Raw genomic sequence first — 25,670 nt, forward strand, 5'->3', positions numbered from 1 at the left:
CCGGAATTTTTTATATTTAACCGGAAATGAAAACGCTATTGACAACGGTGTATATACTGGATATTATAATAACATGACTTGTATATACAAGATTCAAAATTAATGAAAACGCTATTGACCAAAAGAGGTGGCTATCTTGTTCAAATTGTTTCAAAAAAAACCGCAAGAAGAACATATTTATGCACCTTTAAAAGGTGAAGCTGTTGCGATTGAAGCAGTTCCCGATCCAACTTTTGCTGAAAAAATGATGGGAGACGGGATTGCCATTAAACCGGTTGACGGGAAATTGGTAGCTCCATTTGACGGAGAAGTGATCCAGGTGTTCCCTACGAAGCATGCCATCGGGCTTCGCGGCACATCAGGGCTGGAACTTTTAATTCATATCGGATTGGAAACGGTATCGTTAAATGGCAAAGGTTTTGAAGCCGCTGTTAAGGCAGGGGATAAAGTAAAAAAAGGCGACCCGCTCATCACATTTAATCTTGCTTTTATAAAAGAATGGGCAGCGGACTCCATTACATCCATTGTCATTACAAATGGAGAAAAGGTAAAATCCCTTGAAAAGAAGACAGGCGTTGAAGCTTTGGCAGGGGAAACAGAAATAATGACTGCACAATTATAGCTGGAAATTGAGTGCGCCAATATAGATATACAGGAGGAAAAACAGCATGGCAAAAATCAGCAATGAATCTGTCAAACAGATTGTTGAGGCTGTAGGGGGAAAGGAAAATATTGCGGCTGCGACACATTGTGTGACAAGGCTGCGGTTTGCATTAAAAGATGAAGGAAAAGTAAACAAAGAACGACTTGAAAAAATTGACCTTGTAAAAGGGTCTTTCTTGGCAAACGGGCAATACCAGGTGGTAATCGGTCAGGGGATCGTTGATAAAGTATATGATAAAATGATCGAAATTACTGGGATTGGGGAAGCATCTAAAGATGATGTCAAAAACGAAGCAGCTAAAAAAATGAACCCGCTTCAACGATTTGTCAAAATGCTTTCCGATATATTTATTCCAATTTTGCCGGCAATCGTAACAGCAGGTTTGTTAATGGGCTTAAACAATCTTTTAACAGGCCAAGGCATTTTCTACGATCAAAAATCATTCATTGAAGTGCATAAAAACTGGGCAGGGCTTGCCGATATGATCAATATTATCGCAAATACTGCTTTCACATTCCTGCCTGCGTTAATCGGCTGGTCGGCTGTTAAACGGTTTGGCGGCAACCCGCTGCTCGGAATTGTAATCGGGACCATGATGATTCATCCAAACTTATTAAATGCTTATTCATACGGCGAAGCTTTGAAAAACCACACAATACCAACATGGGATTTATTCGGTTATCATGTCAATAAAATCGGTTATCAGGGGCAAGTACTGCCTGTCCTCGTTTCATCCTTTATTTTGGCTAAACTGGAAATCTATTTAAAAAAACATATTCCGGATTCCGTACAGTTGCTGCTTGTTGCACCAATTGCACTATTGATAACAGGATTTGTTACGTTCATTGCGGTCGGACCGATTACTTTTGGAATCGGGAACTGGATTACTGGCCTCATTGTTGCGGTGTTTAATAATGTGCCGGCAATCGGGGGGTTAATTTACGGCGGCTGCTATGCACTGCTTGTCATTACAGGGATGCACCAGGCTTTCCTTGCTGTTGATTTCCAATTGATTTCAAGCACTGGCGGCACTTATTTATGGCCGATTCTCGTGATGTCCAATATTGCACAAGGTTCCGTAGCACTTGCGATGATGTTTCTGGCAAAAGATAAAAATGTTAAAGGGCTGGCGGGTACATCAACCGTTTCCGCATACCTTGGCATTACAGAACCGGCGATGTTCGGGGTCAATCTCCGTTATAAATTTCCATTCGTATGTGCACTGATCGGATCGGCGATTGCAGGGATTATTTTGGCAACCGGCCATGTAAAAGCCCCGGCGATCGGTGTCGGCGGGATTCCGGGATTTTTATCTATTTTCCCGCAATCATGGGGAACGTTCTTTATCGGTATGGCAGTCGCACTCATTGTACCTTTCGTGTTAACCTTCGTATTTGGAAAAGCAAAAAGACAAAAAGCATAAATCTTAAAGACAGGAGACCTGTGCGATTATTCGTACAGGCCCTTTTGGATAATATAGAAGGATTCGGTGGTGTAAAAATTGAAACAACCTTGGTGGAAAAAAGCAGTCGTTTATCAAATTTATCCCAAAAGCTTTAATGATACAAACGGGGATGGCATCGGCGATCTTAAGGGGATTATTGAAAAATTGGATTATTTAAAGATTCTTGGCATCGATGTTGTTTGGCTGACACCGATTTATCAATCCCCGCAGCGTGATAACGGTTATGATATCAGTGATTATTATGCCATTGATGAAACATATGGAACAATGCATGAGTTTGATCAGTTGCTCACAGAAGCCCATGCGCGAGGCATTAAAATCATTATGGACATTGTTGTGAACCATACTTCAATCGCACATCAATGGTTTATCGAAAGTTCCTCATCGAAAGACAGCCCTTACCGTGATTATTATATATGGAAAGATCCGGTGGACGGCAAGGAGCCGAACAACTGGGTTTCAAAATTCGGTGGCCCGGCATGGCAATATGATGAAAAAACAGGGCAATATTACTTGCATCTGTTTGATGTGACACAAGCGGATTTAAACTGGGAAAATGAAAAGGTCCGTGAAGAAATTTATAAAATGATGGAATTTTGGTTTCAAAAAGGTGTCGACGGCTTCCGTCTGGATGTTATTAATTTGATTTCAAAAAATCAGGACTTCCCGGATGATGACGGGTCAGTACCACCTGGGGACGGCCGCAAATTTTACACAGACGGCCCGCGCATTCATGAATTTTTGCATGAAATGAACCGTAGAGTATTTTCAAAGTACGATGCGATTACAGTAGGGGAAATGTCTTCAACAACAATAGAGGACAGCATCCGCTATACGAATCCAGACGCGCAGGAATTAAGCATGGTGTTTAATTTTCATCACCTAAAAGTTGATTATGAAAACGGTGATAAATGGACAGCGGCGGATTTTGATTTTATCGCATTAAAGCGAATTCTCTCCACATGGCAAACGCGCATGCACGATGGCGGGGGATGGAATGCGTTGTTCTGGTGCAACCACGATCAGCCAAGAATAGTTTCTAGATATGGGAATGACGGTAAATACCGCGTGGAATCGGCCAAAATGCTGGCGACTACCATCCATATGATGCAAGGCACGCCTTACATTTACCAGGGCGAAGAGATCGGTATGACAAACCCGCATTTTGACTGGATTGAAGATTATCGTGATGTTGAATCCTTAAATATGTATAAGATATTAAAAGAACAAGGAAAGTCCGATACGGAAATTATGGCAATTCTGAAACAGAAATCCCGGGACAATTCACGGACCCCGATGCAATGGTGCAGTGGGAAAAACGGTGGTTTTACAACAGGAAAGCCGTGGATTGCGGTGGCTTCGAATTTCAGAGATATCAATGTCGAGGATGCCTTGAAAAATAAAGATTCTATTTTCTACCATTACCAAAAACTGATTCAATTGCGGAAAAAATATGATGTGATCACTTACGGAAATTACCAGCTGATTCTCCCTGAACACCCTGAAATTTTTGCGTATCTCAGAAACGGGGAAGAAGAAAAGCTTTTAGTGGTAAATAATTTTTACGGGAAACCGGCACAGTTTGAACTGCCGGAAGAATTGGATCTTAAGCAGTATGGGCATGCTGAAATCCTAATTGCCAATTACAAGGATTCCCCTGAAGATTTCCATTCCATTGCGCTGCGCCCTTATGAATCCATTGTTTATTATATGAAGAAATCGTAATTCTCTGCCATACCATGTTACAATGACTAATGGTGATTTAAAATGAGAGAGAATAAATATATGTTGATCTATAACGAACTAGCGGACAAAATCCAAAAAGGAAAGATCGAATCAAACAGCATGCTGCCATCTGAACATATTTTGGCTGAACAGTTTTCTACGTCCAGGGAAACGATCCGAAAAGCGCTTAATCTTTTGTCGCAAAATGGGTATATCCAGAAAATAAAAGGAAAAGGCTCAGTAGTACTGGATGTAAAAAAGTTCGATTTTCCGGTTTCTGGACTGGTCAGTTTTCGCGAAATTGCAGAGAGCTCGGGAAAGGCCTGGCGGACGAATGTACATGAATTAGTGCTGGTAAAACCCGATGAAACATTATGCCAGCGCTTAAAAATATCAGGAAAAGAAGAAGTTTGGCAAGTCATCAGATCACGGGAAGTCGATCAAGAAAATATTATATTAGACAAAGACTATATCCGAAGAAAATTTGTTCCAACCATCACAAAAGATATATGCGAAGTTTCACTTTACCAATATTTCGAAAAAAAGCTCGGTCTTGTCATCAGTTTTGCGAAAAAAGAAATTACAGTGGAAGAAGCAACCGAGGAAGATTACAAGTATTTGGATATGAAGGAATACAATCATGTGGTCGTTGTACGGAACCAAGTTTATTTGGATGATACGAGCCTTTTGCAATACACGGAATCGCGGCACAGGCTGGATAAATTCCGGTTTGTGGATTTTGCAAGACGCGAGCACCGGTAATTTTCTGCATTTCATTTTTTTGTTCCACTATGGTAGAATAGAGGAAATCTTCCGGAGAAAATGAGGGTGAACCATGAAAAAAGTAATCCCACATATTACGATTGAAAACTGCAAAGAAGTGATCGAATTTTACCGTGATGTATTTAAGGGCGAAATTAAAAATGCCAAGCTTGCGGACGGGATCGAAATGTTTAAAGGGCATGAAGGAAAATATATTCATGCCGAGCTGCATATTGGAGACTGCGCGCTGTATTTTAACGATGTATTTGGGGATCCTCCTGTAAAAGGAAACTACATCCAGCTTTCTTTGGACCTTGAAAGTGAAGAAGAAATCAACCGCATTTACAGTGCATTGTCTGAAGGCGGGCAGGTGACAATGGAACTGCAGAAAACATTTTGGGGTGCGCTGTATGCCAAGGTAAAAGACAGGCACGGGATTGAATGGGAATTAAATTATTATGAACAATAAGAAACAGGCTTTCCGCCAGCCTGTTTCTTATTTATAAAGTTCGCAGGCGTAGCCGTCCTTGTCGCCGTCCATATAGGAGCGGTAAGCAGGATTGGAGCGCGGTACGCCATTCGGGTATTTTTTTCTCAATTCTGTGCAATTTTGAAAATTGTCGGTGCTGCTGTTTGTACTTTTTTGCTGACCGGTTGTTTCGGAAGATGCGCTTCCTTTTACACAGCCGTTAAAACCGCGGTCTGTCGCATAGCCTTTTTGTGACCAGATTCTGAGAGACGCGTTCTTTGCCTGCTGCTCGGCTTTTTCGAACGTGCTTAAATACTTATAAGGCGGTTCATATACATAAGCGACGCGCGCATACCCTTCTTTCAGCAGCTGTTCCTGCACGGATTTGCCGTCCACGAAAACATAAGCGAGCAGCCGGCCATATTTATCACGCTCAGCGCCGCTATCGAACTCAATGGTCAGTTTGCCGCTGCTGACGAGCTGCTTATTCCGGTAGTAGGCCGCTTTTGCATACGGCTGCACGCACTGACCCGGTTTTTTCGATTCTGGTGTATCAACCAGCAAATAGCGGACTGTTTCTTCCCTTCCGTTATAGTAGACTTTGATCGTATCCCCATCGGTCACATCGGCAAGCTTGACCGGAATTTGCTTGCCGGTTGTTTGGCCGGATTGGCTTCTGCTTTGCTGGGATGTCGCCTGTTTTGTGGCAGTCTGTGTGCTGCTGCCATTATATGGTTCACATGCTGCCGCAGCCATTAAGAACATGGCAATGATGAATCCAAGCCAGCCAACTTTTCTTTTTTTCATTTCTCTTCCCCTTGTCTTAAAAAGTCTGCTTCATTATTTTACCATGAGTTTAAAAAGTTTTTAAGGCATGGGATTTGACAAAATACCTATAGGGGTATATGATGGTTTCTGTAATTGAATTTTGGGCAGGAGGTCATTCGTGTAAATGTATGTTGTTTTCTTCATTCTTGCTCTGATCCTCATTAAAATTGGTTATACACGATATTTTCCGGTCCACGGAATAACGCGGACAGAATTAAGAATTGATGATATGGAAAATAAAGTGGTGGTCGACGTAAGGGATTACCAGGATGCAGGCAGTGGATCCGTTCAAGGCGCCATTACGATCCCAACCGCCTATTTAAAAAGATTTTCCTGCCAAATTCCAAAGGGCAACCTGCATATTATTTCTTCAAACCAGCTTGAAGCCAATTTCGGCATCCGGTTTTTGCGCAGGAAAGGATTTCACATTAGCTCTTACTCTGTGATTCACTCATAATATAGAGGAGGAAAAAAGGTGCAATATGATGACCAAATCAAAAACCGCGTCAAAAGAATTGAAGGCCAATTGCGGGGCGTGTTGCGGATGATGGAACAACAGGACAACTGCAAAGATGTCATCACCCAGCTGTCTGCAGCGCGTACGGCGATTGACCGTGCGATCGGTGTAATTGTCAGCGCCAATCTGGTGGAATGTGTCCAAAAAGCGGGGCAAAACGGGGAAGATACGGAAAGTCTTGTGAAAGAAGCGGTCAACCTGCTTGTGAAAAGTCGCTGAAAACGGGGAGGCTCCGGCCTTCCCGCAGAAAAATTTTATGTGATGATATACCTATAGGGGTAATATAAGGGGGAATTGATCATGAAACAAATTTCAACACAGGAAGTCGAAGAAAAACGAAAAAAGGGAGAGAAACTTCATATTATTGATGTGCGTGAAACAGATGAAGTTGCGGAAGGAAAAATCCCGGGTGCGGTGAATATCCCGCTCGGCCTTTTGGAGTTCCGCTTGCAGGATCTCGACCGTTCCAAAAATTACATTGTTGTCTGCCATTCCGGCGGGCGCAGCTATATGGCCTGCCAGTTTCTTGAAAGCCGCGGCTTCGATGTCACGAACCTGAGCGGCGGCATGATGTCCTGGACTGGCGAAATCGAGTGAAAAAGTTTCTTATTGATCTTATGTTAAAAAAAGGGTAATATATGAATACAAGAGCTGCGTTGTGCGTAATGGTAATAAAGTTTTAACCTTTAAACTGATATAGGGAGTTTTATATCAAAGCCGGAATGCCGGGCCTCCGCCTTTTGCGGCAGGGAGGAAGGCAGGAATGCTTTTGCGGACACCCACTTTGAGGAGTGTGGTTTTAAAACTTTCTTAGTTCAATTACGGCAACGGCGGCACATACATAAGCCGTTAAACCCTGTTCTGCATTAAAGCGGTCCGGGGTTTAATCATTTAAACGCCTGATAAAAATTTCATAAAATTGTCTGTCCAAACAGCCCCTTGAAATCTTCAGGGGGTTGTTCTATGTAAAAAGAACGCCAATCGTTTGGCGTTCAGAAAATTGTACGATTCTTACTCGTTCTTATCATTGCCGGTGACTTTGTTGATTACATTTTGGATTGTTTCACCCAAGCTGTCTGTATCTCCGGCACTTTTGCATTGTATATTGCCTTAAAGCTGATCATTATACGAATAAGTATTAGATTTATAACTTTTTTCCTCCATTTTATCACCTCCAAAAATAGGGGTGTAAAATGGGGATTTTTAAACCTGTTAGGAGAAGACGATGATTGGATTTATGTTGGAGCGGCGTAACAATTCTTTGTGTATTTTTCCCGAACACAATGGCTGTTACTGCAAAGCCGGCGAATGAAGGCTTCGCTGACAAATAAAAAACCTTGATATATCCGCGATACATCAAGGTTTTTAAGGATCGGGAAGACAGGATTTGAACCTGCGACCCCTACGTCCCGAACGTAGTGCTCTACCAAGCTGAGCTACTTCCCGAAAAAATTTATTTTGCTTTTCAACTTTACGAGCAACCTTATCTCTCGCTGACAGGTATTATTCTACAACAATAATTTTCGCTTGTCAAAGCCTTTTTTAAAATTTTTTCCGGAACCTTTTGCCTGTCCGGATTGAATTACAAGGCGGTGGCAAAAAGTAGTAAAGTTTTCATATTCCTTTGCTGCTGATGCCCTGCGCCGGAGGATTGCTCATTGCCGCCCTTTTATTGATTTTTCCTGCCGCCGATTTGGGTCTGATCCTGCCTTTAATAGACCGGGCCATATACGGGGACCATGTTGACTTTTTCGCGTTTCTTTGGAAGATCTTGTTTGTGGTTGTTACACTTGGATCCGGTTTTTACGGGGGGACGTTCACCCTGCAACTTGTAATTGGTTCTGTCGCCGAGAACGTTTTTGCTTTGGCTTTCGGGTTAAATCCTGTTTTAGGGGCGCAGCGGGAATGTTGGCGGTCGTTGCTGCTGCATCTAATACACCGATTTCCGCTGTAATGCTCGGATACGAATTGTACGGGCACATAACCGGCCTGTATGTGATGGCGGCATGCATCGCCGGCTATATGATCATCGGGCATCAGAGCGTATATCACGAGCAGCTCGTTTTTGGCCAAAAATCTTTATGGGTGCAATTGGAACCGGACGTGGAATTAAAAAAGTGGCCATCCAACTTTCCGGGACCACATCAAAAAACAAGGCGAACCAGTTCCATTTACATTTGTAATAGATTTGCCCGTGAAACAAGCCGGTGATTCAGTGCACAATTTTTGTCTTGCATCCAACATCTCCATGCCCCTAAAATTCTTTGTATTTCTATAGGCATTCTCCCGGGAGAAATAGAACCCCGCTTTACCTATCTACATAAAATAAACAAAGCAAAGGGAGGCGGTAAATTGGGAGATTTCACATATATCGATTATTTGGCAAAATTCGGCTTGGGGGGTGCCCATCCCGGTGGCTTTAATCTTTCAAAGGAAATGCTGGCCAATGAACATATCAGGAGTGGTTCAAAAATTTTAGATGCGGGGTGCGGAACGGGGCAAACGGCCGCATATTTATTCCGGGAATATCAGGCTGATGTTACCGGCCTCGACATTCATCCGATCATGATTGAAAAAGCGCGAAACCGGTTTCTATCCGAACAGCTGCCGGTCCGCTTGGTTGCCGGATCTGTTGAAAAGCTTCCGTTTGAGGACCATACGTTTGATTTCGTTTTATCCGAGTCTGTCCTGGCATTTGTCCACAAACCATCCTCGTTGGCGGAAATATACCGGGTTTTGAAAAAAGGCGGGCGTTTCATTGCAAATGAGATGACGGTTGACAGAAAATTGACTGAAGAGGAGCAATCTGAGATCAAAAATTTTTATCAAATTGACATATTGTTGGCGGAACAAGACTGGAAAAAACTGTTGGAAACGGCCGGTTTCCGAAATATAAAAGTTTGGAAGGAAAACCTAGCTGTAAGCGGCTATACCCATTCAGAATATCATTTTTCAACGGATCTTGAGCCCGAATTGTTTTCCATCCTCACACGGCATGGAAATCTTGTCAGTTCTTATCACGATGCATTGAGCTACCGGATCTTGACAGGAACAAAATAAAACTTGGATGAAAAATCGATTTTGGTCAAGGGCTCTTTTTTACTGCTCTCCTATAATGAAATTGTAAAAACAATTCATGGCTGATCGCTGTCGGCTGTTCTTTTCTCGCATCACAGGCTGTCGTTGCTTTTCTGGCCAAATGGGTGGATTTTCCGATTTTCGATTACACACACATCTTCCTTGTTGCGGTGCTGTTCGGGATCGGGACGGATTACTGCATTTTGCTGATTCACCGTTTCAAAGAGGAACTCCCGAATTTTGAAACGGTGAATGAAGCGGTGATCCATACGTTCCGGAGCGGGGGCCGCACCGTATTCTTCAGTTCTTTGACCGTACTGGTCGGCTTTTCGGCGATCGGATTTTCGAACTTCAACATATACCGGTCAGGCGTAGGCGTCGCAGTCGGGATTGTCTTCCTTATTTTATGCCTGGTGACGATTGTCCCGATTTTGATGTTCATTTTGGCACAAAACTGTTCTGGCCGATGAATAAAAATATCAGCCACAGTTAAAGCCGCATGTGGAAAAAATGGGTGGCTTTGCATTGGCGCGCCCTTTCATCGCACTCTTCATTGTCGCGGTGTCCATCGTTCCGGCAATCATCATTTACAATGGAAAACTTTCTTATAATTCAATTGCCAAAATGAGCGATAAGTATGATTCGGTAAAAGGTTATAACCTGATTGCGGATCATTTTGAACCTGGCGAATCGATGCCGGCCACGATCGTGATGAAAAATGGTGAAAAAATGATTCGCGCAAATATTTGGAGAAGATTGAAGCCATTACGCTCAGTGTTGAAAAAGTCGATCATGTCAAAGCAGTCCGGAGCGCGACACAACCGGCAGGGACACCGATCAAAAACTTCCTTGTCCCGAATCAGGCGCAAACCCTTGATGACGGGCTCAAACAGGCAAACAACGCCATTTCCAAAATCGCTTCCGGCTTGAATGATGCCCATAAGCAGTTAAAACATTCGGAGCCGCAGCTGGAGAAAGCAACTGGCAGCATCGATGTTTATAACAAAATGTATGATGTACGCTGTATTACAGAACAAAAATTTTTTAAAATACCAGTTCGAACAAAAACGCGCATCCGAAGCAAAAGATTTTCGTAGGATTATTGCAGAACAGGAATGGTATTCTGTATCATCCATCTTCTCATGATGATGACCAGTACCAATTAAAGCGCGAGTACAGGTAATGAAAAAACGGAAACCGCCGGAAAAAATCGGAGGTTTCCGTATGTTTAAGCCATTTTTCTTCTTTTCTTTCTTAATGTTAGTTTTCGAATATAATACGTGATCACGACAAACACGGCCATAATGCCTGAGTATGTGAGGATGACATTCAGGACATTCACGTTTCCGCCTTCATGCTCTGCACCTTCAAGCCGTTCCCCTTTTGCGAAATTTGGTTTTTGCCCGTTTTCGAAAACCGGTCTTTGGCCGTTCGCAAAGCCCGGTTTTTCCCCGTTCATAAAATCAGGCCCTTGACCGCTGGCGGAATCAAAATGATCATGCCCCTCCATTTGCCCGCCGCTGCTGTTTCCACTAAAGACGGTGGTGGCGCTCGCAACCCGGTTGACAAATCCTGTTTGCTTGATTTCATAAACGCCAAAAGCAAGAATCAGCGCCGCTGCAATTTTTACTGCATAACCAATCCATTTCTTTTTTGTTTTAAAGTGGATGATCCGTTTAAAGACATTGACTACCCAATGCCAGTGAAGCCCTACGTGAATGCCTACCAGAATTAAAACGAGGGATGAGACAGAAATATGGGTAATTTTGAACCAATTTTCATTCCCAAGGTTGATGTTCGGGAAAACAACCCGGGAAATAATGATCCCGCTGATAATAATGAAACACATGGAGACCAGCAGCAAAAGATTCAGTGCATAGCTTCCCCGCGCTTTCCACGGCAGTTTTTTGTCGAGCATTTTCAGTGTTACATTTTTCACCCAATTGAAATTCAGCAAAACATGCGTCAAAAACATGACACCAAAAACAAGCCCGGCAATTTCATGATACGCTAGCCCACCTAAAACGCGCGTGTTGAAAAACAGGACAAACATAATCGCCATGATCAGATCAATGGCAAATTTTATGTAGTTCTTTTTCATTTTTTCATGTACACCCCAAATCATTTGATATCAAAAATATAATGGCGGTTTCTTAATTTCTGCTTAATATTTTATTGATTGGTTGTATATAAATGTATACAGAGGGGAGTAAGGCAGCCGATGCGTTTTATTCGGAAACTTACGAATGGATATAATACGTATTTAAATGCGGAAGGGAGCAATGTAAGCCAGGGGAAGAAACAGATGTTAACCATCGCGAGGGCCATCCTTGCCGACCCGTCGATCCTCATTTTGGATGAAGCGACAAGCAATGTCGACACCCGAACAGAGTTCCATATCCAGGCGGCGATGAAGTCGTTAATGAAGGGGAGGACCAGTTTTGTCATTGCCTACAGGCTGAGCACGATCCGCGAAGCAGACATGATCCTCGTCATCAACCATGGGGAAATCATCGAAAAAGGTTCGCATGAAGAGCTGTTGAGGCAAAACGGATTTTATGCAAATCTTTATCTGAATCAATTTGCGTTAAAAAATCCCCTGTCAGGCTGCCTGCAGGGGATCTTGCGGGTTAACTTACTTTAAACCTCTTAATTTCCGCATCCAATTTACCTGCCAGTTGCTGCAACTCTTTTGTGGACCCGGAAATGGCTTCGGTAAAAGCCCGATGTTCCTGGCTGGAAGCGGATATTTCTTCTGAACTTGCCGCAAAATTTTCAACAGTGGAAGTAATATCCTGGATTTGCTTCGAAATTTGTTTGGATTTCCCATTGATGTTTTCCATGCTTTCTGCCGTATGCCGAAAACTGTCAACAATGTTGCTGTATGTGTGTTTAATCGTCTCAAAGGCAGCTTCAGTTTTATGGAAAGCGTCTTTTTGTTCCGAGATAAAGGCGTTGGCCTGGCTGATATTTTCCACAGCTGCATTGGATTTTTCCGTCGTCGCGGAGATCAAGTCTTTAATTTCCTGCGCTGCTTTCGAAGAACCTTCCGCCAGTTTACGGATTTCACCGGCCACAACGGCAAATCCTCTTCCCGCATCCCCGGCCCTGCTAGCCTCTATCGATGCATTTAAAGCCAAAAGGTTTGTTTGAGCTGCAATGGCATTAATGACATTAACAAATTCATGGACCTTGCCGATCATTTGGCTGAGTTCTGTAATGGATTGATTTGCCGCAGTCGTGATCTCAATATTCTGGTCCATTTTCTCAATTTGGATATCAATCGTTTTTTGCCCTTCTGCGACAGCATCAAGGGAAGACACAGCATATTCCGCCCCGGTGGATGCTTCCTGCGTAATTTCCCCGATCAGATTGACGACTTCACTTAATGTTTCGTTGATGTCATGAACGGTTTGTGCAAGATGACTGTTTCCCTGGGCGAACTCATCGATGGAGGCTGCCACTTGGTTGATGGACTGGAAGCTTTCTTCCGCCCTTTTGGCAAGGGATTCGGAGTGGGAAGCAACCGTTGAGGATATTTGCTGTAGCTTCATCGCCAAGTCCCTTAAGGTTTTTCTTGTTTGCCCGAGCGCTTTGGCCATCTGTCCGGTTTCATCTTTGTATTCTTTCATTTTTCCGAATGACTGGCTTTCTTCCCGCAAATCCAGAGCCGCAGTTTGTTCTGCCAGTTCAGCCATGTGCAGGATCGGTTTAGAAATCACCCTGCCCAATATGTACGAAAGTATGATGCCGATGATAAGGGAGATGAAAAGGCCGATCAAAACAGGCGTTGGAACCATGAACCCCCCGGATGCTCCCTGGGTTTGGCCGTTGGTACTGCTGCCGGGGCCTATAAATAACGATGTCCCGATATTAATGGCTGCTACAAAAATCGTGTTAATGACAGATATTAAAATAATCTTGGATGAAATCTTTTTTACATTCTTTAACATGGCGTTCCTCCGGTGTTTAGTATGGTATTTTAATATTAGGTATAAAGATTTAACTAGCGGAAATTTTTCAGAACTGGATGCTCCATTGTAATTATCGGCATACAATATTTAGACTTTAACAAAAAAATTTCAGGGGCCATAAAATTGTTTTACCGTACTTTAACCTTTTTGATGTATCATCGGTTTCATGATACGGTGGTGAGAAAAAGCGAATAAGTAATAAAGCATATACTTGAAAAAAGGGTTGAAACGGGAACAATTATCATACCATACCGGACGGTTTTTTGTATTTTTCCATTTTTTAGATTTCATTGCGGAAAAATAAGCACACATTGGAGTGAGGAAGTATCCGAAGTAACGAATAAACGGAATAAAAAACGGTGAGTTTTGCCCAAGAGGTAAATGCTCACCATGATTTTTTATATTAGATTATTTTTTCGGGACATTTTTATATATCTCAACCTTTGTATTTTTTGATCAAATCAACAAACGCATCCACGAAAGATTGTAAGAATTGGACAGTACTTTCATTTGTAACTTTACCGTTTTCATCAAACAGCGTTGCGACATTACCGATATAAGCTTCAGGCTGCTGGACGACCGGCATGTTTAAGAAGACAAGCGACTGGCGCAAATGGTGGTTGGCGCCGAACGCACTCAAATTCCCAGGTGACTGGCTAATAATGGCTGCCGGTTTGCCGCTCCAAACACTTTGACCATAAGGGCGCGAACCGACATCCAGCGCATTTTTTAATACAGCCGGAACAGAGCGGTTGTATTCAGGCGTTACAAATAAAATGGCGTCCAGTCCTTTTACTTTGTTGCGGAATGCCGTATATTCAGCAGGGACTTCGTTGTAGTCATCATAATCCTGGTTGTATAAAGGCAGATTTCCAATTTCAACAATCTCTGTTTCATAGCCGCCGGGGAACAGGGTTGCCACATTTTCTGCAAGTTTTCTTGAAAAAGATTCTTTCCGCAAAGAGCCGAGCAAAATACCAATTTTTGCCAAAATGATCTGACCTTCTTCCATAATTATTTTTAATTCGAGATAATTATAAGGAAAACTAAAGTGAAAAGTCAAAAATAATGCCCTGGATACAAAAAGTCGCCCGCTGATAAACCGTGCATTTCCGCCGATAAAAGAGGATCAGGAGGAAATGAGGTGCCGGGAACCTTGTTTTGGTGAAAAAATATCTGGGTTCAAAAAGGGAGGAGGAAGTCGGGATGTGTAATTTTAAAGTTGAGCGCCGATAAATGAGAAGTTTTCGCTGATAAAATTGAAAACCCGCTGATATATTCCAGCTCACCGCTGATAAATCGGGTCATTCCGCCGATAAAAGGGGAGCCAGTGGCAATAAACAAAACAGCAGGAACTTCAACATGAAATTCCTGCTGCTTCTTTGTTTGGGTTACCGTTAAAAGGTGTTTCCAATACTTTGATGGATTCGGATGGGCAGCCTTCAAAAGCATCTTCCAGATCATCCAGAAGTTCTTCCGGGATTTCTACTGTTCCCTGATTATCATCCAACATCACGTATGACAATCCTTCTTCATCATAATCAAAAATATCTGGGGCGGCTGCTGCGCAGGCTCCGCAAGCAATGCATGTTTCCCGATTGACAATCGCAAATTTTTTCATCTTCCATTCCTCCAAAAAATTATTTTTTAGCTCATCAACCGGTGTGACGCGCCGCCCGTTGTTCAGTTGGACGCACCGTTTTTTTCGACGGGCGGATCGAAATTCTTAAAATCAGGGCCGCAATTGTAATCATCGCAGTTGAGGCGTATAAAAACATCATAAACGGATAATGCGCATCCGGCCCGAGCACCACGCTGTGGATGAATACGCCAATAAATGCAGGAAAAGCCAAAAAGTGGATTGCTTTCCATGTTTTATGCCCGAGTGCTTTCATATAATCTGATGTCACAATCAACAAAATCATGATATAGAGCGATAGAATCCCAATCCCGATCAGGATAGGATTTGATTTCGAAATAAACGGAATGAGCACATCCCATATCGAAAAGTTTTCATACGTGCTGAACGTCAGGACAAGGCCATGCACCATCCCGAATAACAGGCCGAACCAGCCAGTTGACTGGTGAACGAGGTTAATCCGGGCTTTTGTTCTTGGTTTCATAAAATGGTAATGGGCACTCATCCCCGTAACGACTGATACAAACAGCAACAAGTAAGAAGTCACGCCGGCTGCACGGGAAACCGTCCATACAGGCATGATGTTATGAATGGCTGTGAACAGTTCGCTCACCATAATAAATCAGTCCTTCCGAAGAATAGTCGCGGATCGCCCCGCCTGTTACAATGGAATGGTCGTTTTTCACACCGACAATGCCGAGATCTTTGCGTTTTTCCAAAACCCATTCGATTCCTTTTTCCCAGCCTAAAATAATCATGCATTTTGCGTATACTTCCGCAACGGCCAGGTCAGGAGCAATGACACTGACTTGAATAAGATCCGACTGTGAGCTTTCGTGCGTGCGCGGATCGAGAATATGGTGGTGGGTCTGCCCATTTTTATCCTTCCAGCTCCGCTTCACCGTGCTGCTTGTGGCGATGCCTGCAGGACGGTCGAGTTTAAAAGAAAACAATTGCTTATCCCAGGATTCGGGTGTTGAAATGTTGATGTTCCAATTTTCTTTCGGCATTCCCCAGACAATAATATCCCCACCTGCTGCAATGCCGCCAAATGGCGTTTTTTTCGACAACTGGTTTGCGGCCTGCTGGGCAGTCCAGCCTTTTCCAATCCCGCCGAGGTCAATCATCGCGCCGTGTATCGTAATCATTCTCATTTTTGGGTCGATTTCGGCCGGTGCTTCTTTATTGGTTAAAAATTGATTTTGAATTTCTACATTTCCTGATTCGATTTTTTCGAAGCTCCGGTCGTATCCGAGCCTGCATATGTCGCGGCCGAGATACGGATTAAACACGCCGTCCGTTTCATAATAGAAACGGTCTGCCGCTGCCACTGCTTCATACAGCACATCGCTTGGCAGAAAAGGCGTATTTTCCGTTCTGTTTAACTGCGACAATTCGCTTTCAGGCAAAAAGCGGCTGAGTGTATTTTCCGCATGCCGGAACCATGCCTCCGTTTGCCGGTTGTGCTGTTCGTTCAAATAATAAGTGGCAATCGTTGTATTCATTGCACGAAAGTTGTACATCGCAATTCCCCTTTCGTTAGATTACGAAGAATGGCCGCCTACCTGGCTGTCCTGGCCGAAATCCCCTCTGCTCGGCGGGCCTTGGAAAGTGGAGCTGTCGGAGTTGTAATTGTCCGAACCGCTGCTCGAACTGCTGTTGTTGTCCGAACTGCTGTTTGAGCTGCCACCATCGTCCGAGAAAAATTTGCCGCTGCTGTCATGATATTGGTTTGAACTCGAAGAAGAATTTGAATTTGTATTGGAACTGCTTGTGGATGCAGTCGTTTTTGTGCTTGACTGGTCATATTTTTCCGCTAGGCCGACCATCCCTGTAAAAACCGCAACGCTCGAAAGACCGACAATCCATTTGATCCCTCTGTTTTTTGCCATCTATTGTCATCTCCATTTTTTTCAAATCTTAGCTTGATACCATCATAGTGGAGTTTTATTAAAAAAGAATTAACGAGACAGGATTGAAAAAAGTATTATGGTTGATGTAACAATTCAGCTGGAGATTAATGATGGTTTAATTGAGAGATGATTGACTGTATAGCAGTTATACAGGGTAAACTTTTCCTTGTACGAAACAGTTGATTGGAGGAGAAACGATGGCAGAGAAAATCAAAGTCACGGATTTGCGTTCGGCCCTCGAATTGTTAAAAACGGTTCCGGGCCAGCTGATTGAAACGGATGAACCGGTTGATCCGCATGCTGAAATTTCAGGGGTTTACCGCTATGTCGGCGCCGGCGGGACGGTTATGCGCCCGACTCGGATCGGCCCGGCAATGATTTTTAACAATGTGAAAGGCCATGAAGATGCAAGAGTGGTGATCGGGCTGCTTGCCAGCCGCGAAAGGGTAGGGCTGCTCCTTGGAGAAAAACCGGAAAGGCTCGGGTTCCTACTAAATGAAGCGGTGCAAAATCCAATTCAGCCGGTTACCGTTCCAAATGAAAAGGCAAAATGCCAGGAGGTCGTTCACTACGTAGATGAACCGGGATTTGATATCCGCAAACTCATTCCGGCGCCGACCAATACGGAAGAAGATGCCGGTCCGTATATTACAACGGGGATGTGTTACGCATCCGATATGGAAACGGGCGAATCGGACGTTACGATCCACCGCCTTTGCCTGCAAAGCAAAGATGAAATATCCATGTTCTTTACACCTGGTGCCCGCCATTTAGGGGTATTCCGCGAAAAAGCGGAAAAACTTGGAAAACCGCTTCCGATTTCCATCAGCATCGGTGTTGATCCAGCGATCGAAATCGGTGCATGTTTTGAACCGCCTACCACACCATTAGGATTTAACGAATTGAGCATTGCCGGTGCTCTAAGGAATGAGCCGGTTGAACTTGTTCAATGCTTAACAATTGATGAAAAGGCGATTGCCAATGCAGAATATGTGATCGAAGGGGAACTGATTCCAAACACGTATGTCCGCGAAGACCAAAATACAAATACAGGAAAAGCCATGCCAGAATTTCCGGGTTACACGGGTGAAGCGAACCCGAAAGTGCCGTTAATCAAAGTAAAAGCCGTCACCCACCGCAAAAATCCGATTATGCAATCTGTCATCGGGCCGAGCGAGGAACATGTCAATCTTGTAGGAATTCCTACCGAAGCAAGTATTATTCAAATGATTGAAAGGGCGTTGCCGGGCAGGCTTTTGAATGTATACGCCCATTCTTCCGGTGGTGGCAAATATATGGCCGTTCTGCAGTTTAAGAAAAGCCAGCCGAGTGACGAAGGGCGGCAGCGGCAGGCGGCGCTTTTGGCGTTTTCAGCGTTCAGCGAATTGAAACATGTTTTTATTGTTGACGAAGACGTGGATCCATTCGACAGTAATGACGTCCTATGGGCAATGAACACCCGCTTCCAGGGGGATGTCGACACGATCTTTATTCCGGGTGTGCGCTGCCATCCGCTTGATCCGTCGCAAAGCCCGGAATACAGCCCTTCCATCCGGGACAAAGGCATTTCCTGCAAAACCATTTTTGACTGCACAGTGCCTTATCATTTAAAAGATAAATTCAAACGGGCGAAGTTTATGGATGTTGATCCAAGCCGCTTTGCACCGAAATTGTTTAAGAAATAATGAAAAGGGGAGAGGGTGCGCTGCATTCCTCTTCTTTTTTAACATTTCTTAACCGGTATCTGCAGCTGGCAAAAGTCGGAATTCTGGTCTTCCCCGTAAAATGTCGAATCCAAAAGGCAGGCGTCAAAAACATCACCGGCTACTTGATAATGGTTATCGTGAATCCATTCTATTAATTCATCCAGGAATTGTGTTTCATATGGCATTCCGTATTTAAACATACAGGCATACTCTCCAGCAGGCAGTGTAAACATATTTTCGATTTCCGCCACATCATCCGGCAGCATAATGCAGCTGCCCGCACCTCGAAATACATCATTTTCTTCTAAACTCTCTTTGCGTATAATCGTGCCAAACCCTTCAGAAGGAAGCAGGCTATATCTGTTCAGAATATCCCACGCTTTCATGACAGTTAAATGCAGCTCTTTACGTGAAATTTGATGCTCAAATGGGACAAAAATAACTTTCCTTTCCGGGAACGTTTCGATCATTGGCTGATAAAGTTCGTTTTTGAAGTTTTCCACCGTTGCAAATAGGGATAGTCTATTTTCGATATGTCCTTTTGTTGCTTTTAATTGTTCAATTTCTTGTTCAATCGTTTCTTTATGGGACTCGAGCAGTGAAATGGCGGTTGTAAGGTTGCGGTTTTGGATATGTTCCTTTATTGTATCCAATTTAATGCCAATTGATTTTAAAAATAGAATCTCTCTGAGCAAAGGAATTTGGGAAGGGCTGTAATACCGGTAGCCATGATCATCTGTTTTAATCGGCTTGAATAAATCAATTTTATCGTAGTAGATCAGAGCCTGCCTTGAAATATGGTGGATCGAAGCCATTTCACCAATTGAAAAATATTTTTCCATGTCTATCTCCTTTTCTTACAATCTGGAGTCTTGATCATTCAACTTGATTAAATAAAAATATCTGGATAAATCCGCTATTTATCTATGTATCAATGCTGCTTATAAGCAAAAAAACAAGGGTTCCAACCAACTGGCTGAAACCCTTGTTTCATTGATGCGGATGAAGGGACTTGAACCCATACGGTGTTGCCACCACTAGAACCTGAATCTAGCGCGTCTGCCGATTCCGCCACATCCGCATTTTTTATTTTTTTGTTCGCCTCATCAGCGACAAATTTATTATATTATGCCCGAAAGAAAAATGCAATAGCTTTTTTAAAGTTTTTGCGAAAAAGTTTTTCGCATGTCGAATTGCATAAAAATCGTTGACCAGGATTTGGGGACAGTGGTATATTTACAGTAGTTGAATATGAGTACCTTTAATTTTAGTCCAGTGAGGCTGACAAGGTAAACGGAAAAGTTCTGCGCTTGTTGCAGAGTCGTTTTGGTGAAGTACAGGCTTCTTGTCATTGCTGGCAGGAAGCTTTTTTTGCACCTGCTCCGTTTGAATTGAAAGGCCTCGGATTTTTACATTATCGGAGGAGGATTTATATGTCATTTGATCAGACGATTCAACATGCGGGAGCGGCGGAACAAACTGCGGCGCCATCCCAAAACATGGTGACAAAAGAATACGGGGCTTCCGAAGCGGTGCCGATGAGCTGCCGCAGTTTAAGTTTTGGCGATATGATTGCCACCTGGATCGGGGCAAACGCAAATAACGGTTCATGGTATGTTGGCGGTGTGGTTGCAGGGGCGGCATTCGGCGGTTCCATTTTAGTCACTTTGATTGCCAATCCGATTGCTTATATGATTATGGCGTTAATCGGGTTTATCGGTTATAAAGTCGGCACTTCGACGATGGCGTTGACAAGGCCGTCGTTCGGCGTCCGGGGGAGCTTCCTGCCATCGATTTTAAATACAACGCAGTTTATCGGCTGGACCGCGGTCAACACGTTTATTGCCGCAATTTCCATCAGCTATGTATGCAAAGATTTTCTCGGCTGGCCGGCGTTTGGAGAAGCGGGCGGCGCGAAAACGATGATGTTCGGGATTGTGGTCATGAGCGTTTTGCATTTGCTCTCAATTGCGATGGGCCATAAATCCGTAAAATTAGTGGAACGTATCGGCGTTGTGTTGATCCTTATTTTAGGCATTTGGGAAACGGTCGTTGTGCTGTGGCATGTTTCTTTCCATGACATTTTAAACTGGCAGCCGCCGAAAAGTGAACGCCTGCCGATTGGCGCGGCAATGGATACAATGGCGGCGTTCAGTCTTGGCTGGGTGCCAGCGATTGCGGAATTTACCCGCTACGGCAAATCAAAAGCGACGGCTACGATTGCCCCGATGATCGGCGCAAATATCGCGCTGTTCTGGTTTGCGTTTGTCGGCATTGTCGGCGCGATCGGCACTGCGATCTCTACAGGGGTGTATGATCCGAATAACTCCGACCCGAGCACGATTGTCAGCAAGCTCGGCCTTGGCATGGTGGCACTCGTCGTAATTATTTTAACGAGCACCACAGCCAACGCTGTAAACTTAATGGCAGCAGGAATCTCGCTTACAAACATAACGAAGAAAATCAAGCCGATTGCCGCGCTTTGGATTGTCACGATCATTGCGGCAGTGTTGACAATTGTGCCGCTTTTTGCCGGAAGTTTCCTCGATTCGTTTGAAATGTTCCTTGATTATATCGGAATGGTGTTCGGGCCGATTTTTGCCATTACGATCGTGGACTATTACTTTGTGAAGAAAAAATCGTATGATGCCGGGGAATTTGAAAAAGAAAACGGAAAATACTGGTTTTCGAAAGGTTTTAACATCAAGACAATGCTCGTTTGGGTACTTGGTGTGGCTTTCTTCCTGGCTGTGCACAATCTGCCGGTTTTTACCGCCCATATCGGCGCCACTTACCCAACGATCGTTTTAACCGGTGTCCTGTATACTATCGTTGCAAAATTATGGAAGTAAGGTGTTAAACATGTTAATCAAAAATGCACGTTTACGAAATCAAGAAGGACTTTGGAACCTTGAATTGAAAAAAGGAAAAATTGAAGCCATTTTCCAAGGTGGGCTTCCGGAAACTGCGGATGAAGTGATCGATGCGGAAGGCGGGCTTGTCCTGCCTCCTTTCATTGAGCCGCATATCCATTTGGATTCGGTCCTGACAGCGGGGGAGCCGAAATGGAACGTAAGCGGCACGTTATTTGAAGGCATCGAAACATGGGCGGAGCGGAAAAAGCTGCTTACCCATGAAGATGTGAAGGCGCGTGCGAAAAAAGCGTTAAAATGGCAGATTGCGCAGGGCATCCAGTTTGTCCGTACCCATGTGGATGTGACCGATCCGAAGTTAACGGCGTTAAAAGCGCTGCTGGAAGTAAAAGAAGAGGTTGCGCCATGGCTGGAACTGCAAATTGTCGCTTTTCCGCAAGAGGGTATCCTCTCGTTTCCGAACGGCCTTGAATTGATGGAAGAAGCATTGAAACTCGGGGCGGATGTGGTCGGCGGCATACCGCATTACGAATTTACCTGGGAGTATGGCGTAGAGTCGGTGAAAAAAGCGTTTGAACTTGCTGTAAAATACGACCGGCTCATAGATTTCCACTGCGATGAAATTGATGACGAACAGTCGCGCTTTGTCGAAGTTGTCGCGGCGGAAGCGTACCGGCTCGGCATCGGAGAAAAAGTGACCGCCAGCCATACAACGGCAATGCATTCTTACAATAACGCTTATGCCTCCAAATTATTCAGGATCCTGAGACTTTCGGGTATCAATTTTGTCGCCAATCCGGTTGTAAACATCCACCTTCAGGGCCGGTTTGATACATACCCGAAACGGCGCGGGGTGACGCGTGTGAAAGAGTTGTTGGAAGCGGGGCTGAATGTCTGCTTCGGGCATGATGACATTATGGATCCTTGGTATCCGCTTGGCACCGGGAATATGCTGCAGGTGCTGCAAATGGGCATCCATGTATGCCAGCTGATGGGCTATGAACAGATCATGCAGTCGATTGACCTGATTACGGAAAATAGCGCAAAAACGCTCCATATTGAGGATCGGTACGGCATTGTGGAAGGAAAACCGGCCAATCTGATTATCCTGACGGCAGCGGATGCTTATGATGCGATACGGAGGCAGGTGCCGGTACGTTATTCGATTCGGAACGGCAAAGTGATTTCAGAAACGGTTCCGAGTTCCTCCTTCGTCTATTTGGATGGTGAAGAGCGTGTAGGTTTTCAAAAGTAATGTAAAGAATATCCCCTTTCGAAATAGGCGATAAGAAAGATGCAGGCATATTTTCAATCGGAGGAAATTTGGACGTGGCAGATTTTTACAAAGCCATAGAAGATAGACGTTCCATCTACGCGATTAGTAGTGAAGCAGTTGTTTCGGACGACCGTATCCTCGGGATCGTCAAACATGCCGTCAAATATACGCCGACATCGTTTAATTCGCAAAGCGGAAGAGTTGTGATTTTATTGGATGAGCACCATACGAAACTTTGGAATCACAACAGAAACATTACGGAAAATTGTACCTGCCGAAAATGTTGCTTCAACGGAAGAAAAAATACGTTCTTTTGGCAGCGGCTGGCACGATCCTGTTTTTTGAAGAACAGGATGTCATCCGATCGCATCAGCAGCAGTTTGAATTATATAAGGATAATTTTCCGTTTTGGTAGCAGCAGTCTTCCGGAATGCTGCAGCTGGTCGTTTGGGTAGCCCTGAAACAGGAAGGCTTCGGCGCCAGCCTCCAACATTACAACCCGCTCATTGGTGTTGAAATCAAAAAAGAATGGAAGCTCCTGGACAGCTGGCAGCTAATTGCGCAAATGCCGTTTGGAAAACCGACAGCTCCGGCAGGGGAAAAAGAATTCAAACCGCTAGATGAACGCGTAAAATTTTTTAAATAAAAATTTTGACAGCCGGGAATTTCGCGGCTGCTTTTTTTTGCGTTAAACAGGCTGCTTGAGGAGGGGGGTGAATGGAATTTCCCATTTTTTAGAAAGAACATCTGATATCAAAAATTTTTTCGCTAATTTCTCTCCCTTGAGTTTGTTGCTATTTAAGTACTTGAAAAACTGTTTTTCATCAGCTTTCGACTTCAGCCGCCACCACTTCGTCCATATCCGAAATTTTCCGGTATATATCCGCAGCAGTATGCATGTAACTTGCCCTTACTTTCAAATCGATTAAATGCGAATGGTCTTTTAAATCCTTTATCCGGATATTTTCAATTGTGATCTCTTGCTTTTCAATTGATTCGAGAACCGTTGGGATCGAATCCCGGTCATGGACCACAACTTTTATAATGAGATCTTTATTGTGCAATCTCTTTTTTGCTGCTTTTTTTAATAATAAAGGAATAATTTCCACACTGATCATGATGAGTACAACGCCTGCGATTGCTTCCATGAAAAAACCTGCCCCGACGGCAATCCCGATGCCGCTTGCTCCCCAGATCATAGCTGCGGTCGTCAAGCCGGTAATCGAATCGTTATCTTTTTTTAATATGACCCCGGCCCCGAGAAAACCGATTCCGGATACAATTTGGGCGGCGAGCCTGAGCGGATCCATCGTTATTTGCACATCATGGGCATGATTAAAAAGATACGCCGATTGGATGGATACAATCGTCAGTAAGCAGCTGATAATCGAAATCACTAAGCTTGTCTTTAATCCGAGCGGCTTCCGCTTTAATTCCCTTTCCAGCCCGATAATCAGCCCCAATATGGCGGTAATACCGAGTTTATATATAATTTCCATATCCCAGAACACCATCTGTCTCCCCCTTTAAAAGTACTGGTCAAATGCAGCAGCGCGCTATAGAATGAAAGTAACGTGAAATTGAAAAGGAGAATGTGCAATTGAATCCGTATATTGCATTAATCGCGGGAGTACTCGCGGTCACGTCATCCGCCATTTTGGTCAAATACAGCACGGCGGATGCAGGTGTAATCGCATTTTACCGGTTATTCTATGCCACTTTTATCATGCTGCCAATCCTTTTTATCAATAAGAGGAAAGAACATATGCACATGGGAAAAAAAGATCTTTTCCTTTCTGTCGTTGCCGGGGCGTTTCTTGCATTCCATTTTATTTTATGGTTTGAGTCCCTTAACTTAACATCCGTTGCCAGTTCTACTGTGCTTGTGACATTGCAGCCGATTTTCACCTTTGCCGGCGCTTATTTTTTCTTCCGTGAGTCCCTTTCTCTTAAAGCTGTGTTATGCGCGGCTTTAGCAGTATTCGGCAGCATCCTGATCAGCTGGGGAGATTTTTTTATCAGCGGAAAAGCGCTCTACGGTGATATTTTAGCGCTTATTTCTTGCCTGTTTGTCACAGTTTATTTAATGATCGGCCAATATGTAAGGAAAAGGGCGGCTTTGATTCCTTACACTTTTACCGTCTATTTGGCATCCACGGTCGTGCTGTTTTTCTATGTGGTTTTGTCCGGTGAATCTTTTTTTCCGTATTCCGCCCAAAATTGGGTGTGTTTCTTACTCCTTGCGATCCTGCCGACGCTCGCAGGACACTCGGTGTTTCATTGGGTTGTAAAATGGATCAGTGCATCCGTAGTTTCCGTTGCGATTTTATTTGAACCGGTTGGTGCCTCGATTCTAGCTTATTTCCTTTTCCAAGAAAAAATTTCCTGGTTCCAGGCGGTTGGCGGAATCATCATCTTGTTAAGCATTGCCTACTTTATGATCCGGGACCATGCTGAAAACCGCCGTGCACTTCAGATAAAAGAAAAAAGCGAACCGGCCGGTTGACCCGTTTCCTGTGAAAACAGAAAGATGGCTTGTTTTGGTACGTGGCCTGTTTCTTCATATATATGTATATGAAAACCAACATTTGATGATGACCTTGCAGTACAGTGGGATGCTAAAATATTCTGCGAAAAAATATTTAAAAAAACTATTGCATGGAAGCTAAGGACATGATATATTAATATTCGTCCGATAGCGACCCAGCAACGCAACGGTAAAAAAGTTGTTGACATCGATCGGATACATGATATAATAATAAAGTCGCTCAAAAATGAGCG

At 43.8% G+C, this 25,670-nt stretch carries 27 protein-coding genes, 2 tRNA genes, 1 other RNA gene and 2 pseudogenes; 20 read left to right on the plus strand and 12 right to left on the minus strand.

Annotated features, from left to right (window positions below; genetic code table 11):
• Positions 1–136 precede the first annotated feature (136 nt).
• The 5 genes from GBH70_RS13730 to GBH70_RS13750 all read left to right on the plus strand — a co-directional run bounded on the left by GBH70_RS13730 (position 137) and on the right by GBH70_RS13750 (position 5,085).
• Positions 137–622 carry a PTS sugar transporter subunit IIA gene (locus GBH70_RS13730; RefSeq protein WP_151681572.1) on the plus strand — a complete coding sequence of 162 codons (486 nt, stop codon included), beginning with the start codon at positions 137–139 and terminating at the stop codon, positions 620–622.
• Between the two features lie 46 nt (positions 623–668).
• On the plus strand, positions 669–2,087 hold the full coding sequence (treP, locus tag GBH70_RS13735) for a PTS system trehalose-specific EIIBC component (protein WP_151681573.1): 1,419 nt from the start codon (positions 669–671) through the stop codon (positions 2,085–2,087).
• Between the two features lie 78 nt (positions 2,088–2,165).
• Complete coding sequence (treC, locus tag GBH70_RS13740) at positions 2,166–3,854, plus strand: alpha,alpha-phosphotrehalase (RefSeq protein WP_151681574.1); 1,689 nt, start codon at positions 2,166–2,168, stop codon at positions 3,852–3,854.
• A 42-nt stretch (positions 3,855–3,896) separates the two neighbouring features.
• On the plus strand, positions 3,897–4,616 hold the full coding sequence (treR, locus tag GBH70_RS13745; RefSeq protein WP_151681575.1) for a trehalose operon repressor: 720 nt from the start codon (positions 3,897–3,899) through the stop codon (positions 4,614–4,616).
• Positions 4,617–4,689: 73 nt separating this feature from the next.
• Complete coding sequence (locus GBH70_RS13750) at positions 4,690–5,085, plus strand: VOC family protein (protein ID WP_151681576.1); 396 nt, start codon at positions 4,690–4,692, stop codon at positions 5,083–5,085.
• 27 nt (positions 5,086–5,112) lie between these two features.
• Here the strand turns inward: GBH70_RS13750 and GBH70_RS13755 are convergent, their stop codons facing one another.
• Positions 5,113–5,892 carry a thermonuclease family protein gene (locus GBH70_RS13755; protein WP_151681577.1) on the minus strand — a complete coding sequence of 260 codons (780 nt, stop codon included), beginning with the start codon at positions 5,890–5,892 and terminating at the stop codon, positions 5,113–5,115.
• 145 nt (positions 5,893–6,037) lie between these two features.
• On the opposite strand from GBH70_RS13755, the gene GBH70_RS13760 reads away from it, so the two are divergent.
• From GBH70_RS13760 to ssrS, 4 genes are all read left to right on the plus strand, one after another.
• The gene (locus tag GBH70_RS13760) at positions 6,038–6,370 is read left to right on the plus strand and encodes a rhodanese-like domain-containing protein (RefSeq protein WP_151681578.1); all 333 of its coding nucleotides are present in this window, start codon (positions 6,038–6,040) and stop codon (positions 6,368–6,370) included.
• An 18-nt stretch (positions 6,371–6,388) separates the two neighbouring features.
• Positions 6,389–6,649: a metal-sensitive transcriptional regulator gene (locus GBH70_RS13765; protein WP_151681579.1), complete on the plus strand. Its 261-nt coding sequence runs from the start codon at positions 6,389–6,391 to the stop codon at positions 6,647–6,649.
• Positions 6,650–6,730: 81 nt separating this feature from the next.
• Entirely contained in the window at positions 6,731–7,027 is a 297-nt protein-coding gene (locus tag GBH70_RS13770) for a rhodanese-like domain-containing protein (protein WP_151681580.1), read from the plus strand.
• 48 nt (positions 7,028–7,075) lie between these two features.
• Positions 7,076–7,271: non-coding RNA, 6S RNA (gene ssrS, locus GBH70_RS13775), on the plus strand.
• Positions 7,272–7,802: 531 nt separating this feature from the next.
• Here the strand turns inward: ssrS and GBH70_RS13780 are convergent.
• Positions 7,803–7,876 (minus strand) — tRNA-Pro (locus tag GBH70_RS13780).
• A 187-nt stretch (positions 7,877–8,063) separates the two neighbouring features.
• On the opposite strand from GBH70_RS13780, the gene GBH70_RS17365 reads away from it, so the two are divergent.
• The 5 genes from GBH70_RS17365 (at position 8,064) to GBH70_RS13800 (ending at position 10,605) form a co-directional block, all read left to right on the plus strand.
• Complete coding sequence (locus GBH70_RS17365) at positions 8,064–8,384, plus strand: chloride channel protein (protein WP_253693922.1); 321 nt, start codon at positions 8,064–8,066, stop codon at positions 8,382–8,384.
• Positions 8,336–8,641 carry a hypothetical protein gene (locus GBH70_RS17370; protein WP_253693914.1) on the plus strand — a complete coding sequence of 102 codons (306 nt, stop codon included), beginning with the start codon at positions 8,336–8,338 and terminating at the stop codon, positions 8,639–8,641. The genes GBH70_RS17365 and GBH70_RS17370 overlap by 49 nt, the downstream gene beginning before the upstream one ends.
• A 141-nt stretch (positions 8,642–8,782) precedes the next feature.
• Positions 8,783–9,490, plus strand: coding sequence for a class I SAM-dependent methyltransferase (locus GBH70_RS13790; RefSeq protein WP_253693916.1), 708 nt, complete (start codon positions 8,783–8,785; stop codon positions 9,488–9,490).
• 83 nt (positions 9,491–9,573) lie between these two features.
• Positions 9,574–9,978, plus strand: a complete 405-nt coding sequence (locus GBH70_RS13795; RefSeq protein WP_259370061.1) for an MMPL family transporter — start codon at positions 9,574–9,576, stop codon at positions 9,976–9,978.
• A 276-nt stretch (positions 9,979–10,254) separates the two neighbouring features.
• Positions 10,255–10,605, plus strand: coding sequence for a hypothetical protein (locus tag GBH70_RS13800; RefSeq protein WP_151681582.1), 351 nt, complete (start codon positions 10,255–10,257; stop codon positions 10,603–10,605).
• Positions 10,606–10,736: 131 nt separating this feature from the next.
• Here GBH70_RS13800 and GBH70_RS13805 read toward each other — a convergent pair whose 3' ends face one another.
• Positions 10,737–11,609, minus strand: a complete 873-nt coding sequence (locus GBH70_RS13805) for a cytochrome b/b6 domain-containing protein (RefSeq protein ID WP_151681583.1) — start codon at positions 11,607–11,609, stop codon at positions 10,737–10,739.
• Between the two features lie 126 nt (positions 11,610–11,735).
• Between GBH70_RS13805 and GBH70_RS13810 the strand changes: the two are divergent.
• Positions 11,736–12,152 (plus strand): annotated as a pseudogene (locus GBH70_RS13810) (ATP-binding cassette domain-containing protein); the annotation flags it as partial.
• Here the strand turns inward: GBH70_RS13810 and GBH70_RS13815 are convergent.
• From GBH70_RS13815 to GBH70_RS13840, 6 genes are all read right to left on the minus strand, one after another.
• Positions 12,139–13,461, minus strand: a complete 1,323-nt coding sequence (locus GBH70_RS13815; RefSeq protein ID WP_151681585.1) for a methyl-accepting chemotaxis protein — start codon at positions 13,459–13,461, stop codon at positions 12,139–12,141. The pseudogene GBH70_RS13810 and the gene GBH70_RS13815 overlap by 14 nt on opposite strands.
• A 457-nt stretch (positions 13,462–13,918) precedes the next feature.
• On the minus strand, positions 13,919–14,473 hold the full coding sequence (locus tag GBH70_RS13820) for an NADPH-dependent FMN reductase (RefSeq protein ID WP_151681586.1): 555 nt from the start codon (positions 14,471–14,473) through the stop codon (positions 13,919–13,921).
• A 366-nt stretch (positions 14,474–14,839) separates the two neighbouring features.
• Complete coding sequence (locus GBH70_RS13825) at positions 14,840–15,103, minus strand: ferredoxin (protein WP_151681587.1); 264 nt, start codon at positions 15,101–15,103, stop codon at positions 14,840–14,842.
• A gap of 34 nt (positions 15,104–15,137) precedes the next feature.
• Positions 15,138–15,737: a ferric reductase-like transmembrane domain-containing protein gene (locus tag GBH70_RS13830; protein WP_253693919.1), complete on the minus strand. Its 600-nt coding sequence runs from the start codon at positions 15,735–15,737 to the stop codon at positions 15,138–15,140.
• Positions 15,706–16,644 (minus strand): FAD:protein FMN transferase, encoded by a 939-nt coding sequence (locus tag GBH70_RS13835; protein ID WP_151681588.1) that lies wholly within the window; start codon positions 16,642–16,644, stop codon positions 15,706–15,708. The genes GBH70_RS13830 and GBH70_RS13835 overlap by 32 nt, the downstream gene beginning before the upstream one ends.
• A gap of 21 nt (positions 16,645–16,665) precedes the next feature.
• On the minus strand, positions 16,666–17,013 hold the full coding sequence (locus GBH70_RS13840) for a hypothetical protein (protein ID WP_151681589.1): 348 nt from the start codon (positions 17,011–17,013) through the stop codon (positions 16,666–16,668).
• Positions 17,014–17,231: 218 nt separating this feature from the next.
• Between GBH70_RS13840 and GBH70_RS13845 the strand changes: the two genes are divergently transcribed.
• On the plus strand, positions 17,232–18,719 hold the full coding sequence (locus GBH70_RS13845) for a UbiD family decarboxylase (protein WP_151681590.1): 1,488 nt from the start codon (positions 17,232–17,234) through the stop codon (positions 18,717–18,719).
• Between the two features lie 38 nt (positions 18,720–18,757).
• Here the strand turns inward: GBH70_RS13845 and GBH70_RS13850 are convergent, their stop codons facing one another.
• Positions 18,758–19,582, minus strand: a complete 825-nt coding sequence (locus tag GBH70_RS13850) for a MerR family transcriptional regulator (protein ID WP_151681591.1) — start codon at positions 19,580–19,582, stop codon at positions 18,758–18,760.
• A gap of 155 nt (positions 19,583–19,737) precedes the next feature.
• Positions 19,738–19,821, minus strand: a tRNA-Leu gene (locus GBH70_RS13855).
• A 352-nt stretch (positions 19,822–20,173) separates the two neighbouring features.
• Here GBH70_RS13855 and GBH70_RS13860 point away from each other — a divergent pair.
• The 3 genes and pseudogenes from GBH70_RS13860 (at position 20,174) to GBH70_RS13870 (ending at position 23,535) form a co-directional block, all read left to right on the plus strand.
• Positions 20,174–21,592: a cytosine permease gene (locus GBH70_RS13860; RefSeq protein ID WP_216643889.1), complete on the plus strand. Its 1,419-nt coding sequence runs from the start codon at positions 20,174–20,176 to the stop codon at positions 21,590–21,592.
• Positions 21,593–21,602: 10 nt separating this feature from the next.
• The gene (locus GBH70_RS13865) at positions 21,603–22,868 is read left to right on the plus strand and encodes a cytosine deaminase (protein ID WP_151681592.1); all 1,266 of its coding nucleotides are present in this window, start codon (positions 21,603–21,605) and stop codon (positions 22,866–22,868) included.
• Between the two features lie 68 nt (positions 22,869–22,936).
• Positions 22,937–23,535: pseudogene (locus GBH70_RS13870) on the plus strand (nitroreductase family protein).
• A 178-nt stretch (positions 23,536–23,713) separates the two neighbouring features.
• On the opposite strand, the gene GBH70_RS13875 reads toward GBH70_RS13870, so the two are convergent.
• Positions 23,714–24,403 (minus strand): MgtC/SapB family protein, encoded by a 690-nt coding sequence (locus GBH70_RS13875; RefSeq protein ID WP_151681593.1) that lies wholly within the window; start codon positions 24,401–24,403, stop codon positions 23,714–23,716.
• Positions 24,404–24,489: 86 nt separating this feature from the next.
• Between GBH70_RS13875 and GBH70_RS13880 the strand changes: the two genes are divergently transcribed.
• Positions 24,490–25,395, plus strand: a complete 906-nt coding sequence (locus GBH70_RS13880; RefSeq protein ID WP_151681594.1) for a DMT family transporter — start codon at positions 24,490–24,492, stop codon at positions 25,393–25,395.
• Positions 25,396–25,670 lie beyond the last annotated feature (275 nt).

The sequence above is a fragment of the Weizmannia acidilactici genome (assembly GCF_008974225.1).
Taxonomy (GTDB): Bacteria; Bacillota; Bacilli; order Bacillales; family Bacillaceae_C; genus Weizmannia; species Weizmannia acidilactici.

Bases quoted from the DNA above. Each gene is read 5' to 3' on its own strand.
- GBH70_RS13825 (WP_151681587.1), bottom strand. From the start codon at position 15,103: ATGAAAAAATTTGCGATTGTCAATCGGGAAACATGCATTGCTTGCGGA.
- GBH70_RS13815 (WP_151681585.1), bottom strand. From the start codon at position 13,461: ATGTTAAAGAATGTAAAAAAGATTTCATCCAAGATTATTTTAATATCT.
- GBH70_RS13830 (WP_253693919.1), bottom strand. From the start codon at position 15,737: ATGGTGAGCGAACTGTTCACAGCCATTCATAACATCATGCCTGTATGG.
- GBH70_RS13770 (WP_151681580.1), top strand. From the start codon at position 6,731: ATGAAACAAATTTCAACACAGGAAGTCGAAGAAAAACGAAAAAAGGGA.
- GBH70_RS13845 (WP_151681590.1), top strand. From the start codon at position 17,232: ATGGCAGAGAAAATCAAAGTCACGGATTTGCGTTCGGCCCTCGAATTG.
- GBH70_RS13760 (WP_151681578.1), top strand. From the start codon at position 6,038: ATGTATGTTGTTTTCTTCATTCTTGCTCTGATCCTCATTAAAATTGGT.
- GBH70_RS13840 (WP_151681589.1), bottom strand. From the start codon at position 17,013: ATGGCAAAAAACAGAGGGATCAAATGGATTGTCGGTCTTTCGAGCGTT.
- GBH70_RS13860 (WP_216643889.1), top strand. From the start codon at position 20,174: ATGTCATTTGATCAGACGATTCAACATGCGGGAGCGGCGGAACAAACT.
- GBH70_RS13805 (WP_151681583.1), bottom strand. From the start codon at position 11,609: ATGAAAAAGAACTACATAAAATTTGCCATTGATCTGATCATGGCGATT.
- GBH70_RS13835 (WP_151681588.1), bottom strand. From the start codon at position 16,644: ATGTACAACTTTCGTGCAATGAATACAACGATTGCCACTTATTATTTG.
- treP (WP_151681573.1), top strand. From the start codon at position 669: ATGGCAAAAATCAGCAATGAATCTGTCAAACAGATTGTTGAGGCTGTA.
- GBH70_RS17365 (WP_253693922.1), top strand. From the start codon at position 8,064: ATGCCCTGCGCCGGAGGATTGCTCATTGCCGCCCTTTTATTGATTTTT.
- GBH70_RS13755 (WP_151681577.1), bottom strand. From the start codon at position 5,892: ATGAAAAAAAGAAAAGTTGGCTGGCTTGGATTCATCATTGCCATGTTC.
- GBH70_RS13875 (WP_151681593.1), bottom strand. From the start codon at position 24,403: ATGGTGTTCTGGGATATGGAAATTATATATAAACTCGGTATTACCGCC.
- GBH70_RS17370 (WP_253693914.1), top strand. From the start codon at position 8,336: ATGTTGGCGGTCGTTGCTGCTGCATCTAATACACCGATTTCCGCTGTA.
- GBH70_RS13750 (WP_151681576.1), top strand. From the start codon at position 4,690: ATGAAAAAAGTAATCCCACATATTACGATTGAAAACTGCAAAGAAGTG.
- treR (WP_151681575.1), top strand. From the start codon at position 3,897: ATGAGAGAGAATAAATATATGTTGATCTATAACGAACTAGCGGACAAA.
- GBH70_RS13865 (WP_151681592.1), top strand. From the start codon at position 21,603: ATGTTAATCAAAAATGCACGTTTACGAAATCAAGAAGGACTTTGGAAC.
- GBH70_RS13850 (WP_151681591.1), bottom strand. From the start codon at position 19,582: ATGGAAAAATATTTTTCAATTGGTGAAATGGCTTCGATCCACCATATT.